This is a genomic window from Mesorhizobium silamurunense (assembly GCF_014843825.1).
GTDB classification, from domain to species: Bacteria; Pseudomonadota; Alphaproteobacteria; order Rhizobiales; family Rhizobiaceae; genus Mesorhizobium; species Mesorhizobium silamurunense.
Genome location: NZ_JHQR01000044.1, coordinates 47694 through 62187, shown reverse-complemented (window position 1 = coordinate 62187; position 14494 = coordinate 47694). Strand labels below are relative to the sequence as shown.

General features: G+C 64.0%; 13 protein-coding genes. 10 read left to right on the top strand and 3 right to left on the bottom strand.

Features of this window, described 5'->3' with window-relative positions:
* The 10 genes from DH10_RS04585 to DH10_RS04540 form a co-directional block, all read left to right on the top strand.
* The coding region (locus tag DH10_RS04585; RefSeq protein WP_192384265.1) for an ATP-binding cassette domain-containing protein at positions 1 to 415 on the top strand (415 nt) is incomplete at its 5' end.
* On the top strand, positions 412 to 1422 hold the full coding sequence (locus DH10_RS04580; protein WP_425515281.1) for an ABC transporter permease subunit: 1011 nt from the start codon (positions 412 to 414) through the stop codon (positions 1420 to 1422). The genes DH10_RS04585 and DH10_RS04580, both read left to right, overlap by 4 nt.
* Before the next feature lie 83 nt (positions 1423 to 1505).
* Positions 1506 to 2444, top strand: coding sequence for an ABC transporter substrate-binding protein (locus DH10_RS04575; protein WP_192251049.1), 939 nt, complete (start codon positions 1506 to 1508; stop codon positions 2442 to 2444).
* Positions 2445 to 2549: 105 nt separating this feature from the next.
* Entirely contained in the window at positions 2550 to 3467 is a 918-nt protein-coding gene (locus DH10_RS04570; protein ID WP_192251053.1) for a sugar phosphate isomerase/epimerase family protein, read from the top strand.
* Between the two features lie 126 nt (positions 3468 to 3593).
* A complete protein-coding gene (locus DH10_RS04565; RefSeq protein WP_192251056.1) occupies positions 3594 to 4079 on the top strand; it encodes a hypothetical protein in 486 nt (161 codons plus the stop codon).
* Between the two features lie 189 nt (positions 4080 to 4268).
* Positions 4269 to 5708 (top strand): aldehyde dehydrogenase family protein, encoded by a 1440-nt coding sequence (locus DH10_RS04560; RefSeq protein ID WP_192251058.1) that lies wholly within the window; start codon positions 4269 to 4271, stop codon positions 5706 to 5708.
* Between the two features lie 79 nt (positions 5709 to 5787).
* Complete coding sequence (locus DH10_RS04555; protein ID WP_192384263.1) at positions 5788 to 7641, top strand: ABC transporter permease; 1854 nt, start codon at positions 5788 to 5790, stop codon at positions 7639 to 7641.
* Between the two features lie 192 nt (positions 7642 to 7833).
* Entirely contained in the window at positions 7834 to 8331 is a 498-nt protein-coding gene (locus DH10_RS37805) for an oligopeptide/dipeptide ABC transporter ATP-binding protein (RefSeq protein ID WP_210325159.1), read from the top strand.
* A gap of 62 nt (positions 8332 to 8393) precedes the next feature.
* Positions 8394 to 8882: a GlcG/HbpS family heme-binding protein gene (locus tag DH10_RS04545; RefSeq protein WP_192251111.1), complete on the top strand. Its 489-nt coding sequence runs from the start codon at positions 8394 to 8396 to the stop codon at positions 8880 to 8882.
* Between the two features lie 343 nt (positions 8883 to 9225).
* Entirely contained in the window at positions 9226 to 10509 is a 1284-nt protein-coding gene (locus DH10_RS04540; RefSeq protein ID WP_192384267.1) for an O-antigen ligase family protein, read from the top strand.
* A 401-nt stretch (positions 10510 to 10910) separates the two neighbouring features.
* Here the strand turns inward: DH10_RS04540 and DH10_RS04535 are convergent, their stop codons facing one another.
* The 3 genes from DH10_RS04535 to DH10_RS04525 form a co-directional block, all read right to left on the bottom strand.
* Entirely contained in the window at positions 10911 to 12005 is a 1095-nt protein-coding gene (locus DH10_RS04535) for an acyltransferase family protein (protein ID WP_192251116.1), read from the bottom strand.
* A 118-nt stretch (positions 12006 to 12123) separates the two neighbouring features.
* Positions 12124 to 13314 (bottom strand): polysaccharide biosynthesis/export family protein, encoded by a 1191-nt coding sequence (locus DH10_RS04530; protein WP_192251261.1) that lies wholly within the window; start codon positions 13312 to 13314, stop codon positions 12124 to 12126.
* Between the two features lie 155 nt (positions 13315 to 13469).
* A complete protein-coding gene (locus DH10_RS04525) occupies positions 13470 to 14147 on the bottom strand; it encodes a sugar transferase (RefSeq protein ID WP_192251118.1) in 678 nt (225 codons plus the stop codon).
* Positions 14148 to 14494 lie beyond the last annotated feature (347 nt).

Below are 14494 nucleotides of genomic sequence, written 5' to 3'. Positions count from 1 at the left end.
CGGTTTTCGCGACTTCGCCGCCGCCGAACGGCGCGCCGCCAAGGCGGTCGCCGAACTGTCGATCCGCACGAGGTCGGCGCAGGCCAATGCCGGCTCGCTGTCGGGCGGCAACCAGCAGAAGGTGCTGCTCGCCCGCCTGCTGGAGACCGCGCCGAAGGTGATCATCCTCGACGAGCCGACGCGCGGCGTCGATGTCGGCGCCAAGTCGGAGATCTACCGGCTGATCGACAGTCTCGCCAACAAGGGCATCGCCATCCTGATGATCTCCAGCGAATTGCCGGAAGTGATCGGAGTCGCCGACCGCGTGCTGGTGATGCGCGACGGCGCCATCGCCGGCGAGGTGACGGCGTCCGCGGGCGAACCGCTTCGCCAGGAAGCGATCATGGAACTTGCGACGGGAGCGGCCCAGGAATGATCGACAAGATGACCGGCAGCACAACCGTGACGAAGACAGCGGATCAGGCGGCGGTCAGGAGCCGGCGGCTGCGCACGGCCTTCGCCGCGCTCGGCATGCTGCCTGTCTTGGTGCTGCTTGCGGCCGGCTTCCAGTTCATCAACCCGCGCTTCCTCACTGGCACCAACCTGCTCATCGTTACCCAGCAATCGTCGATCAACATCGTGCTCGCCGCCGGCATGACCTTCGTCATCCTCACCGGCGGCATCGATCTCTCCGTCGGCTCGGTCCTCGCTGCGTCGGCGATGGTGGCGGTGCTGGTGTCGCTGGTGCCGGACTGGGGCATGCTCGGCATTCCCGCCGCCATCTTGATCGGCCTCGGCTTCGGCGTCGTCAACGGGCTGCTCGTCGCCTATATCAGGCTGCCGCCCTTCATCGTCACCCTGGGCTCGCTTACTGCGGTGCGCGGCGTCGCCCGCCTGCTCGGCGAGGACACGACGGTGTTCAATTCCGACCTGCCGTTCGACTTCATCGGCAATGGCTCGCTGTTCGGCATTCCGTGGCTGGTCATCATCGCGCTGACGGTGGTGGTGCTGTCCTGGCTGGTCTTGAAGCGCACGGTGCTCGGCACCTGGATCTATGCCGTGGGCGGCAATGCCGAGGCGGCACGCCTCACCGGGATCAAGGTGCCGCTGGTGCTGCTCTTCGTCTATGGCGTCTCCGGTCTGCTCGCCGGCCTCGGTGGCGTCATGTCGGCAGCGAGGCTCTACGCCGCCAACGGCCTGCAGCTCGGTCAGTCCTACGAGCTCGATGCCATCGCCGCCGTCATTCTCGGCGGCACCAGCTTCGTCGGCGGCGTCGGCTCGATCTGGGGCACGCTGATCGGCGGCCTGATCATCGCCGTGCTCTCCAACGGGCTCATTTTGGCCGGTGTTTCGGACATCTGGCAGTACATCATCAAGGGATTGGTCATCATCGTGGCGGTCGCCCTCGACCGTTACCGGCTCCAGGCCGGAGCAAGAACGTGATTGACCTTGGTCGCCGGCCCGGACGGGCCGGACTGTGTTTAACGCACCGTGAGAGGCGCGGGGCAATCGGAGGAAGCAAGTAAATGAAGACCATCGCCAAACTGCTCTGCGGCGCAGCCCTCGCGGCTCTCGCCGTCGCGCCGGCATCGGCCAAGGACCTGAACAAGGTCGGCATCTCGGTCGGCCTGCTCGGCAACCCCTTCTTCGTCGCCACCATCAAGGGCATCGAGGATGCGGCCAAGAAGATCAATCCCAAGGTCGAGGTGACGTCGGTATCGGCGGACTACGATCTCAACAAGCAGGTCTCGCAGATCGACTCCTTCATCGCCGCCGGCGTCGACGTGATCATGCTCAACGCCGTCGACGCCAAGGCGATCGCGCCTGCCGTCAAGAAGGCGCAGGCGGCGGGCATCGTGGTCGCTGCCTTCGACGTTTCGGCGCCGGGCGCCGACGTCACCGTGATGACCAACAACGTCAAGGCCGGCGAGGAGGCCTGCCAGTACCTGGTCGACCACACCGGCGGCAAGGGCGACTACGTCATCCTCAACGGCCCGGCATCGTCGTCGATCCTGGAGCGCGTCAAGGGGTGCAAGAACGTTCTCGCGCAGCATCCGGACATCAAGGTCCTGTCCGACGACCAGAACGCCGAAGGCTCGCGCGACGGCGGCCTGAAGGTGTTCCAGTCGCTGCTCACCCGCTTCGACAAGATCGACGCGGTGTTTGCCATCAACGACCCGACGGCGATCGGCGCGCAGCTCGCGGCCAAGCAGCTCAGCCGCTCGGAATTCATCTTCACCGCGGTCGACGGCGCTCCCGATATCGAGAAGGAATTCGCCTCCGGCACCTCGATGATCAAGGCCTCGGCCTCGCAGGATCCCTATGTGATGGCCGGCCAGTCGCTGCAGATGGCGGCCGACGTGCTTGCCGGCAAGAAGCCGGCCGAGCCGGTCGTCCTGCTCGATCCGAAGCTGATCACCGCCGAGAACCTCAAGGACTATAAGGGCTGGACCGCGGCCCGCTGATCCTCTCTAGCGCAGTGCGGCCGGCGGCGCCGGCCGCACCCTTATCCAGTCGTCGGACCAGGACCGGTTCTCGGGTCTGATCCTTCGCAGCAGACGGAGACGAACATGTCGCGCATTGGTATCCACTCTTTCGTCTGGTCGGCGAGCTCGGCGCAGAAAGACCTCGAGCGTACGCTGGCCAACACAAAAGAGGCCGGCTTCGACCTGATCGAGTTCTCCTATCTCGACCCGGCCAATGTCGATATCGGCAGCCTGGCCAAAAGCATCGCCGATCTCGGCCTCGGCGTCGCGATCAGCATCGGCCTGCCGGCCGAGGGCGACATTTCCAGCGCCGACAAGGCGGTCGCCGCGCACGGCGTCGACATCCTGAACCGCACCATAGCGCTCACCCGCGATCTCGGCGGCCGCAAAGTCGGCGGCATCCTCTCGACCAGCCACGGATTGCAGACCGAGCCGCCGACGCGCGACCAGTGGAACCGCAGCGCCGCGACGCTCGCGAGCGTCGCGGAAACCGCCAAGGCTGCCGGCGTCACGCTCAACCTCGAAATCGTCAACCGCTTCGAGAGCAACCTGCTCAACACCGCCTCGCAGGGGCTTGCCTTCATCGACGATACCGGCTCCGACAACATCTTCCTGCATCTCGACACCTTCCACATGAACATCGAGGAGGCCGATGTCGGGTTGGCCATTCGCCATGCCGCGAACAAGATCGGCTATGTCCATATCGGCGAAAGCCATCGCGGCTTCCTCGGCACCGGCAGCATCGACTTCGCCGCGATCTTCGATGCGCTGACGGCCATCGGCTACAGCGACGAACTCAGCTTCGAATCCTTCTCCTCCGAGATCGTCGACGAGAACCTGTCGAAGAAGACGGCGATCTGGCGCAATCTGTGGACCGACAACATGGAGCTTGCCCGCCATGCCAGACGCTTCATTGAAGTCGGCTTGGAGACGGCCCGGCGTAAGGGCGAGCTCGTTGCGGCTTCGCAGAAGCCTGAGGCCTTCGAGAATGTCGAGAGGTGAATGGCGGCTTTTCGTGACCATGTTGTAACCGGTTGCTTCCGCCCAATTCCGGATGGAAAACCGTTACACACTGTTCCTGGAATTGCTCTAGTAGGCCCTCGTTGATTCGTCTTGACAGGAAACGGCATGAGCAAGGCCCTCGGCACATTCGCATTGGTCACGGTCCTGAGCGCCTTGCTGATGGCGCTCTCGCTCGCGGTCGCCAGGCACGGCTATCCCCAAGGCGCCTTCGGCGTGAAGCGTCTCGACGGCGTCGCCGACGCGGGGTCCTTCCTCGCCATCGCCGCAATCTATTTCTTCAGCGCGCTGCTGATGATGATCCTGCCCATCCGCGCCGCCGGCGTGGTGCTGACGCATGCCGCCGACGCGATCTTCTGGGCGACGATCGTGCTGTTCGCGACCATTGTCGGTGCACTTCTCGCCCGATGGGCCTTCGGTCAGCACGACGTGATATGGGCGCTTCTCAACTGGCGCTTCGTCTTCGTCGCGGCGATCGTGGCGGCGCATCTCACCATGAACGAGCTTCGCCGCAACATCCTGCTCAGAAGCCTGTTCTTCGTCGTCTTCGCCGCGGTAACGCTCGCCTGCTTGTTCTGGTCGTTCTCCGTCTGAGAGCCACCACATCGTGACAGGTGGTCGCGGACGGCTCGATGGACTTCCGCCGCCGCGCGCCTAGGTTTATCCAAGGGTCTCGGGTAGACCTTTTGCCGGACAATGCGTATATCATTTGTCTGACAAATGACCGGCGCTTTGCCGCCCCAGCCAATCTCGAAGAAATAAGCCAATCTCGAAGGAATGAAGATGACCGTGCTCCGCAAGAACCTGATCGATGGCGAGTGGCTGGGCGAGGCCGGCTCGCGCAACATCAACCCGTCGAACACCGATGACGTCGTTGGCGAATACGCCTCGGCCGGGCCGGAGGAAGCAAAACAAGCCATTGCGGCCGCCAAGGCGGCCTTCCCGGCTTGGTCGCGCTCCGGGCCGCTGGCGCGCCACGCCGTGCTGAAGAAGACCTCCGACGAGATCATGGCGCGCAAGGACGAGATCGGCCGGTCTCTCGCCCGCGAGGAAGGCAAGACGCTGGCCGAAGGCGTCGGCGAGACCATCCGCGCGGCGCAGATCTTCGATTTCTTCGCCGGCGAGACGCTGCGCCTGACGGGCGAACTGGTGCCGAGCGTCAGGCCGGGCGTCGGCGTCGAGATGACGCGCGATGGGGTCGGCATCGTCGGCATCATCACGCCGTGGAATTTCCCGATCGCGATTCCCGCCTGGAAGATTGCGCCTGCGCTCGCCTACGGCAACACGATCGTCTTCAAGCCGGCGGAACTGGTTCCCGAAAGCGCCTGGACCATCGTCGATATCCTGCATCGCGCCGGCCTGCCCAAGGGTGTGCTCAACCTCGTCATGGGCAAGGGCTCGGTGGTCGGCCAGGCCATGCTCGACAGCCCGGACGTCAACGCCATCTCCTTCACCGGCTCGGTCGGCACGGGAAAACGCGTCGCCGAGGCAAGTGTGGAGCATATGCGCAAGTTCCAACTCGAGATGGGCGGCAAGAACCCGCTCGTCGTGCTAGACGACGCCGACCTGGCCGTCGCCGTCGACTGCACCGTCAATGGCGCCTATTTCTCGACCGGCCAGCGCTGCACCGCGTCCTCGCGCCTGATCGTCACCGAAGGCATCCACGACCGTTTCGTCGAAGCGGTGAAGGAGCGCCTGGACAAGCTGGTCATCGGCGACGCGCTGGATGCCAAGACGCAGATCGGCCCGGTCGTCGATCAGACCCAGCTGAAGCAGGACGAGGACTACATCGCCATCGGCCGCCAGGAAGGAGCCGAGCTCGCCTTCGGCGGCGAACGGCTGGAACGCGAGACGCCCGGCTTTTATCTCAGGCCGGCGCTGTTTACCGGCGCCACCAATGCCATGCGCATCTCGCGCGAGGAAATCTTCGGTCCGGTCGCCAACGTTATCCGCGTCAAGGATTATGACGAGGCGCTGACTGTGGCCAACGACACGCCGTTCGGCCTGACGTCCGGCATCTGCACGACGAGCCTGAAGCACGCGACGCATTTCAAGCGCAATTCCGAAGCCGGCATGGTGATGGTCAACCTGCCCACGGCGGGCGTCGACTTCCATGTTCCGTTCGGCGGCCGCAAGGGCTCGAGCTATGGCCCGCGCGAGCAAGGCCGTTACGCCATGGAGTTCTATACCACCGTGAAGACGGCCTATACGTTTGCCGGCTGACGGGCAGGGTCGATGACGTCCGACCTTGCCGCAATGACCTGGCTCAACCCGCCGCCGCACGCCGGCGAGACCTTGGTCGATGTCGCTCACGACCAGTTTTGCGCCTTCCAAAGCCAGAAGAAGCGACGACGCCCGCCCGATGCACATCACCGGGGCGGTGGTCACCGGGTCGACGGTCTCGGGCAGCGCTACTGCGAACCTGGCATCGCAGACGACATATTCGCCCGGCTACTGGCCGCAGAGCATGAACACGCTGGCGCTCGTGCTGCTGGCGGTTCCGATCTCGATCGTGCTCGGGTTCCTGCTCGGCGTCCTTGGCTATGCCCGTCCGCGCCTGCGCCCAGTGCTGCTCGGCGCGCTCGACCTGATGCAGACCGTGCCGGCCTTCGCCTATCTCATCCCGCTCTTAATTCTGTTCGGCTTCGGACCGGTGGTCGGGCTGATCGCCAGCGCGATCTATGCCACGCCGCCGATGGTGCGAAACACGATGCTCGGCCTCGACCGCGTGCCGGACGCCATCAGCGAGGCCGGGCTGATGAGCGGCTGCACCCGTCGCCAGCAATTCTGGCAGGTCGAGGTGCCGACCGCTCTGCCGCAGCTTCTCGTCGGCTTCAACCAGACGACCATGGCGGCGCTGTCGATGGTCATCGTCGCCGCCATCATCGGCGGCTTCGAGGACATCGGCTGGGAGGTGCTGTCCTCGATGCGCAAGGCCGAGTTCGGTCAGAGCATTCTCTCCGGCCTGGTGATCGCGCTGCTTGCCATCCTCATCGACCGCCTCACCATCGGCTTTGCCAGGGAGCCCGAGGCCGGGCCGACGCGCGCCATGCGGTGGATGACGCCGCGTCGGCTGATCTTGTCGCTGCTGCTCGCTCTGGGCATCGCGGTCGTCATCCGCCTCGTCGCGCCGGAGGGAGCGTTGTTGCCGGAAACCGGGCTGCGTACGGAGATGGGCGCCGTCAACCAATGGCTGCTTGGGATCGTGCGCGACTATGCCTGGTTCTTCGACGGTGTCCGCAACGCGGTCCTTTATTGTCTGCTTCTGCCGCTGCGGGTCGGCATTTCGGGCTCCGCCACGCCGGCCATCTGGGGCTTCGCGCTGTCACCGGCGATGGCAGCCGCCTATTTCGCTCTCGTTCTCGCCGCGGCCGGGTTGATGCTGCGCGGCCTCGGCTGGCGGGCGGCCCTGGCGGTGCTGGCTGCGGGCCTCATCCTCTACACCGGGTTCCTCGGCCTTCCTTGGCCCGTCTTCATCCTCGCCGTTGCGCTGCTTGCCGGGCAGGTCGCAGGGCTGCGACTCAGCCTTTTCGCGCTTGCCGGCTTCGCGCTGATTCTGGTCAACGGGCTGTGGTCGCAACTCGTGCAGTCGCTCTATCTCTGCACGCTGGCGGTGCTGCTCTGCCTGCTTGTCGGCGGCGCGCTGGGGACATGGGCGGCGCACAGCGACCGCGTCTCGCGCATCCTGAAGCCGATCTGCGACGCGCTGCAGACCATGCCGCAATTCGTCTTCCTCATCCCGGCGCTGATGTTCTTCAAGGTCGGCGAGTTCACCGCGCTGATCGCCATCATGCTCTACGCCATCGTGCCGCCGATCCGCTATGTCGAGCATGGGCTGAGGCATGTGCGCGCCGACGTGGTCGAGGCCGTCGAGCAGATGGGCGCGACGCCGACGCAGACGCTGCTGCAGGCCAAGCTGCCGCTGGCGCTGCCGGTCGTCATGCTCGGCCTCAACCAGACCATCATGGCGGCCTTGTCGATGCTGGCGATCGCTGCCCTTGTCGGCACCCGCGATCTCGGGCAGGCGGTCTATGTCGCGCTCGGCAAGGCCGATGCAGGCATGGGCCTGATCGCCGGCCTGTCGATCGCCTTCCTCGCGATCCTTGCCGACCGGCTCATCCAGGCGGCGGTAAGGCAGCGGACGCCAGCCCCCTAGAGCGTTTCACCGTTTCATGGAAACGGCGAACCGCTCTATCTCTTTGTTTTTACGCAATTCCGGACGGAGGCTACGGCGAAGGCGCCGAGCCTAACCGTTACACACTTTTCCTGGAATTGCTCCAGAGCGGTTCACCTCTCGACGATCCGATAGGCTGACGAAAATATCTCGCTTGCAGGCGGATGGCCGAAGGTGCGCTGCGGATATTTCTGCATCAGCCCCTCGAATTGGCGCTGCGCGCGCACCGCGTATCAGGAGTTCGTTGGCCGTCATGCTGGCCAGCAGCGTATGGAAGTCGCCGGACAGCCTTATCGATTCGGGGCCGTCGCGGCCCTGGGCCCGTTCAGCCACAACCTGGCTGCGGTGCGCCACGTCTCGGATCGTGTCGCGGTGATGTATCTGGGACGCATCGTGGAGGAGGGTGCGGTCGACGAGGCATTCGACCGGCCGAAGCATCCCTATACGCGTTTCCTCCTCGACACGGTGCCCAACCTCGACCAGCCGCAGCGCGACCGCGTCTCGGCGGCGATCGACCTGCCGAGCCCGATCAACCCGCCGCCCGGCTGCAGCTACAATCCCCGCTGTCCGCTCGTCACCAGCCTATGCCGTAGCCAGGCGCCCGAGGTTCGCCCGTTGGGCGGCGCCCTGGTGCGCTGCCACAACACGTGGGCCGAGCGCCGCCGCGGGTGAGCCCGTCTTCCGTCTCGGGTGTCCGCGACCTCAATTGCCACCAGACCAACAAAGGAGTTCCAATGATCAGACCTCGTCATTTCATTGCCTGCTTCGTCGCGCTGCTGAGCAGCGGCGCTTCGGCGGAAGTGCTTCAAGAACGGAACATGCCGATGGACATTGCGCTCGAGCTTGCGCAGGGCGCCGTCAAGGCGTGCGCCGCGGACAATTACAACGTGTCGGCGGCGGTCGTGGACCGCGCCGGCGTCCTGCGGGCGCTGCTCCGGGCGGACAACGCCGGCGTCCACACACCCGACGCGGCGCGGCGCAAGGCCTATACCGCGGTCTCCGCGCGCGCGCCCACCAGCGCCATGGCCAAGAATGTCCAGGACAATCCCGGTGCGGCCCAGCTTGTCGCCATAGATGATTTCCTGATTCTTGCCGGCGGCGTGCCGGTCAGGATCGGCAATAGGACCATCGGCGCGGTCGGCGTCGGCGGCGTTCCCAGGGGCAATTTGGACGAGGCATGCGCGCTGGCGGCGATCAAGGAGATCGAGGGCAGGCTGAAGTAACCGGCCCGCCGTAGTCGTTCGTGCGAGGAGGACGCAGGGCGCCCCTCGTCGCGACCCGAAGGGAATGCGCCCGCCAGGGCGCCGACCGAAGCCGGCGCTTGTGCCGATGCCGAGGACGATGTCCGTATGCGGGAAGGCCCGAGCCGCGCTCCCGCCCCATTCCGGCCTTTTCGCCATGCGATAGAGCGTCCGCTAGCCGCTCGCTCCTTTTGCCCGTGACAAGATTTCCGGTTGAGCCGCCGGCGATAGGGCGATAGGTTATGCTGCAGTGCACAATAAACCCTGGCCGGGCCGCACGTTGGCGAGCGTCGGCAGCGAAGGCTCAACGGGCGAAAAATCCGGCATGAAGATTCCGAAATCCAATCTGCTCGATCCGGAGGCAAACAAGGCCTATGGCGCCTTTGCCGTCATGGTTTCCGTCTTTGCCTTTGCCTATTCCAGCAGTTTCGGCCAGGTCCTGATCCTTGCCTATTACGCGGTCTGGCTGCCGCTGCTCTTTGTCGACTACAGGCACTTCACCTGGAACCTCTCGAGCGCCTGGTTGCCGGTACTCTTCGCGACCTATGTCTGCCTGTCGGTCTTCTGGTCGCAGGCTGCCGGCACTAGCGCGCGTGCGGCGGTGCAATATTCCTCGCACATCGTCTGTGCCTATATCGCGGCCCGCACGATCAGCGTCCGGACGCTGGTGCTGGGCTCGTTGATCGGCATCTTCGTCGTCCTGCTCTATTCACTGAAAGTCAACGCTTACGCGCTCGACACGATCGACGGCACCTTCAATTTCGTCGGCGCTTTCGCCTCCAAGAACCAGGTCGGTTTCTTCTCGTCGCTCGGCATCTTCTTGTCCATCGTCTTCCTCATGTTCTACCGGCGCAACTGGCTGAGCTTCTTCTGGACCGCACCTATCATCCTGATGTCGGCATACATGCTGGTGATCGCCCACTCGGCGACATCCGTCGCCTCGCTGCCGGCAGTGCTCGGCATCGTTATCTTGCTCACCATGAGCAGGGTCCTGTCGCGCCGTTACCGCCGTGTGCTGTTCGTGGTCGGCGGCGGCGCGCTGGTGGCCGGCGTGGTGGCCGCGCTGAACCTTGGCCTGCTGGACTTCGTGCTCGGCATCTTCGGCAAGGATTCGACGCTCACCGGCCGCACCTACCTCTGGCAGCAGGGTTGGGAGGCGGCGCAGTTGCATCCGTTGCTCGGCTACGGCTATGCCGCCTACTGGGTGCAAGGCTTCGCCGATCCGGAACGGTTGTGGGCGGAGTTCTACATCACGACCCGTACCGGCTTCCACTTCCACAACACCTATATCGAAACCCTGGTCGAGATCGGCTTCGTCGGCGTCACCATGCTGGCGCTGATCATCCTGCGCGCCTTCTATGGCCATATATCGAAGGTGGTATTCGGCGCCTGGAACGCCGATTCGGTGGTGCTCGCCGGCGCTGTCGGGCTGATGCTGATCCGTTCCTTCTTCGAGGTCGAGATCCTCGGCCCTTACTTCATGGCCTCCTTCGTCGTCTACTACGGCCTGTTCAAGCTGAGCCCGATGCCGGCCGCCCGGCGACGGCGGGTTGCCATCCCGGTCCAGGATGAAAAGCCGGCCGCCGGCCACATGCCCGCCCCGGTCTGACCGACTGCAACTGGGAAAAGTGGCGGGGCGGGTTCCGTCGGGAAAAGCTGAACCGCTCCAAGGTCTGTTGAGATTCAGGTCAGGCCGAGCCGGAGTCGAAGACGGGCGCGAAGCGACCAAAATGATGGCTTCCGAGAACCGGAGCGGAGCGTACTTGAGGTCCGTGAGCACCGGCCTACGCCGACCGCAGCCTTAATTGCCACGCCACTCTCATGTCATGGATGCTTCGGCCGGCGAAGGCCGGAAGCGCAGGAAGCCGCCGTTCGCAGGCCGGCATCGCCTGATTCTCAACAGACCTTAATGCATGTTGCCCAAAAGTGCGCAGCGGTTTTGGGAGAACGACATACATAAAGACAAAGATCTAAAACGCGTCGCCTGAATCCGCTTCAGCGCGACGCGCTTTACGCCACGGCCCGCGAGCGCTGCATCTGCCGCTGCAGGAAGCGGCGCACCGGCTCGTCATAGATGCGGGTGGCTATATCGGCGATGACGATGACCGCAGCGGCCATCAGGAAGCCGAACCAGGGATGGTGCGCGAACGGGTCGACCGAGACCGCCTTGCCGGCGCCGGCGATGATCATCAGCATCGGCGTGTGGATGATGTAGATCGGGTAGGAAATCCGCCCCAGCCAGCCATAGAACCCCGCCAGTCGCGGAGCGGTCGGCGCCACGGCGCCGGTCACCACCATGATCGGGAAGACGATGGCGACAGAGGCGAGGTCATAGGCGACGCGCCCGGCAGCGCCCGCAGGCGCGATGGCAAAGACGATCAGCGTGAGCAGGATCGCGGCCTCGACCCACCAGCCCCGCCGCAGGAAACCGAGGCCGTCCTGATAGCGCGCCATCGACCGGCAGAGCAGCACGCCCAGGAAGAAGGAGAACGACACGCGCGGCAGCCCGCTGACGATGGTCTTGCCGGTCATGCCGAAATCGAGCGTGCCGACGACCACAGAGGCGACGATCAGCAGCACGAGGCTGACGGCGATCAGCGCTGTCAGCACGCGCCGTGACAGCAGGAAGAAGACGGCGACATAGGCGACGTTGACGATAAGCTCGAAGAACAGCGACCACGAAGCGGGATTAAGCGGAAAGATCGTATGGTAGGCCTCGCCGACCAGCGGAATGAAGAACATGCCGGTCGTCAGCTGCATGCCGATCTCGGATATTGGTATGTATTCGGCCGGCATCAGCCTGTTCTTGACCAGTAGGTAGAAGAAGCCGAGCAGCGTGCCGGCGAGATAGAGCGGATAAAGCCGGATCAGGCGGATGGCCACGAATGTGCCGAAGCCCATGCCGTTCTCGATCTTGCGGTCATAAGCGTGGGCGATGACGAAGCCGCTGAGCAGGAAGAACAGGTCGACCGCGAGATAGCTCGAAGGCAGCACCTTGCCGTCGGCCAGGAACGGCGAGAAGTGATAGAGCATCACGCTGATCGCGGCCACGCCGCGAATGGCGTCGAGATTGAGGTAGACGTGACGCGGGGCGGCGGGCTGCATTCTGTGCCTTCAAGCGGTCCAAACAGATCGCTCGCCCGCACCTTGGCGCGAACGAGCCTGCCATGTTCCTCCCGCCTCCGTGACACAGGCCTCGCTCAGCAAGGCCTGTGCGGTGGCGCTATTGGCTGGCCGTCGGCGCCAGCTTGACCTTGATCACGTCGCCCGGCAGCACCGGCGTGTCTTCCTTGGCCTGGACCTCGCTGGTCTTGCCGTCGGCAACGCGCAGCAGCGAGTAGAGCAGGGTCGGTTCCTCGCTGCCGGTGATGGAAGCCATCGTCGCGGGATCCGACGCCTGGGCGATCAGCCCTTTCTGCATGGCCGTCCTCAGCGTCGCCTCGTTGAGGTCCGCTTCGGCCTGCTGCCGGCTGGCGGCCAGGTTGGAGTTAAGCGTGTTGCGGGCGTCGATGGCGTCCTGCTCAGCCTTGCTGATCGACTGCTTGGCGGTGAGGATGGCTGTTTCATAGTCTAGGATCTTGCCCTGCAGGTCGGCCACCGACTGTTTCGAATCAAGCAGGCGCGCATTGGCGACCAGGCCCTTCTGCGCCAGCGGACCGATGCTGGTGAGCTGCTGCTGCGCCAGATCCACCTGCTGCTGCTGGTTGGCGATCTTCTTCTCCAGCGATTCGATTTCGCCCTGCAGGACACCCTTCAGGTCGTCGAGCGCGTCCAGCTTCAGCTTCAGCGCCTTCTGGTCGGCCGTGAGGATCTGCATTTCGTCAGAGGCTATCGCCTGCACGCGCGGGTCGCCCTCCACCTCCTTCGGCACGTCGAAGCTCTCCTTGCCGGCGAGCTCAGCATCGATGCGGGCACGCTTGACGAGCAGCCGCAGCCGCTGGTCGTCATAGATGTCGAAACTACCCTTGGCGGTGACGAGGTCCTTGCCGAGCTGAGGGCCGTAGTCGGCGCTGCGCCGGATGCCGCCGGCGATGCTCACCGCCTTCAGCACCGTCAGGTCGGGCACATAGGGAAACTGGCCGGGGTTCTGCACTTCGCCCGAAATGTAGAATGGCCGGAACTGCGCCATTTCGACCGAGGCTTCGGGTTTGTCGGGCAGCGCCAGCTTGCGCTGCAGCGCCAGCCCGATCGCCGCCGCGATCTCCGACGTCGTCTTGCCGGCAGCCTGCATCTCGCCGACGAACGGCACCGAGAGCGTACCGGCAGGGCCGACCGAATAGTCGCCATTGATGGCCGACCAGTCGCGGAACGTGCCGTCGACCGTCTGCCACTCGGCGACACGGATGTTGAGCTTGTCCTGGGGACCGAGACGATAGTCTTCGGCCGTCGCCATCTGCGGCGTCGCAAGACACATCACAAGCGCCACGGCCGCAAAGCGGCTGGGCGCCTTGGAAAGGAGTCCGAAGGGGTGTTTTCTCAAATGAACGTTTCCGATCCGCGTTGGCCCCATCCGCCCGATGAGATCACTGCCGGACGCCTGCCCCGGGTTTGGCGGGGCAGGTCCGTCGGTCAATAGCTGCCGCGCGACATCCACACGGCAGGCACGGTCTTCACGATGATGCGAATGTCCTCGACCATCGACCAGTTCTCGACATAATGGCGATCGAAAGCGACGCGCGTGTCGTAGGACACGTCGTTGCGTCCGCTCACCTGCCACAGCCCCGTGAGGCCGGGGCGCGACTTCAAATAGTAGACGGCGGCGCTGCCGTAGATTTCAAGCTCGTCGCGCACGACCGGGCGCGGCCCGACCAGGCTCATATCGCCCTGCAGGATGTTGATGATCTGCGGCAGCTCGTCAAGGCTGAGCTTCCGCAACACCTGGCCGACACGCGTCACGCGCGGGTCGTTCTTCAGCTTGCGCGTCGCCGCCCATTCGGCAGCAGCGTCCGGATTGGCGGCCAGATGCGCGTGGAGCACCTTCTCGCCATCCTGAACCATGGTGCGGAACTTGAGGCAGGCGAAGATCCTGCCGCCGCGACCGATTCGCTTGTGGCCGTAGAAGATCGGACCGCGGTCGGAAAGCTTGACCAGCAGGGCGACCATCAGGAAGAGCGGGCTGAGCAGAACCAGGCCCGTCAGGGAACCGACGATATCGAAACTGCGTTTGAGCAGACCGCCGATGGGGGGTGGAAAATCAATGCCAGCCTGCGAAAAACCCGCATTGGCCGACTTGGCGACGTCCCTCATGCAAAAGCTCCATACGTTGAACGGATGGTTTACGGCACGATATCAAAAAAATGCTGCAGCGCAACACACAATTTCCCATCTGGATGAAATGTTCACGTCATGAATTGATTAAATAATAAACGTACCCTGCTCATAATTTGGCCTTTGTGGCATGTTTATGACGAGATGAGAGAAAATCGAGGAAATGTAGTGCGCCATTTGGGCCGTTTTTGGACAACGCATTCTTTGCTGCAGACGATTGGCGGTTGCATGGCGGCCGAATCACTCGCGTGGGTAAGTTCCTAGCGTAAAATACTAATTAATATTTTGAGTTTTACTGTAGTAGGTTTAGCGATCTTGAATGTATG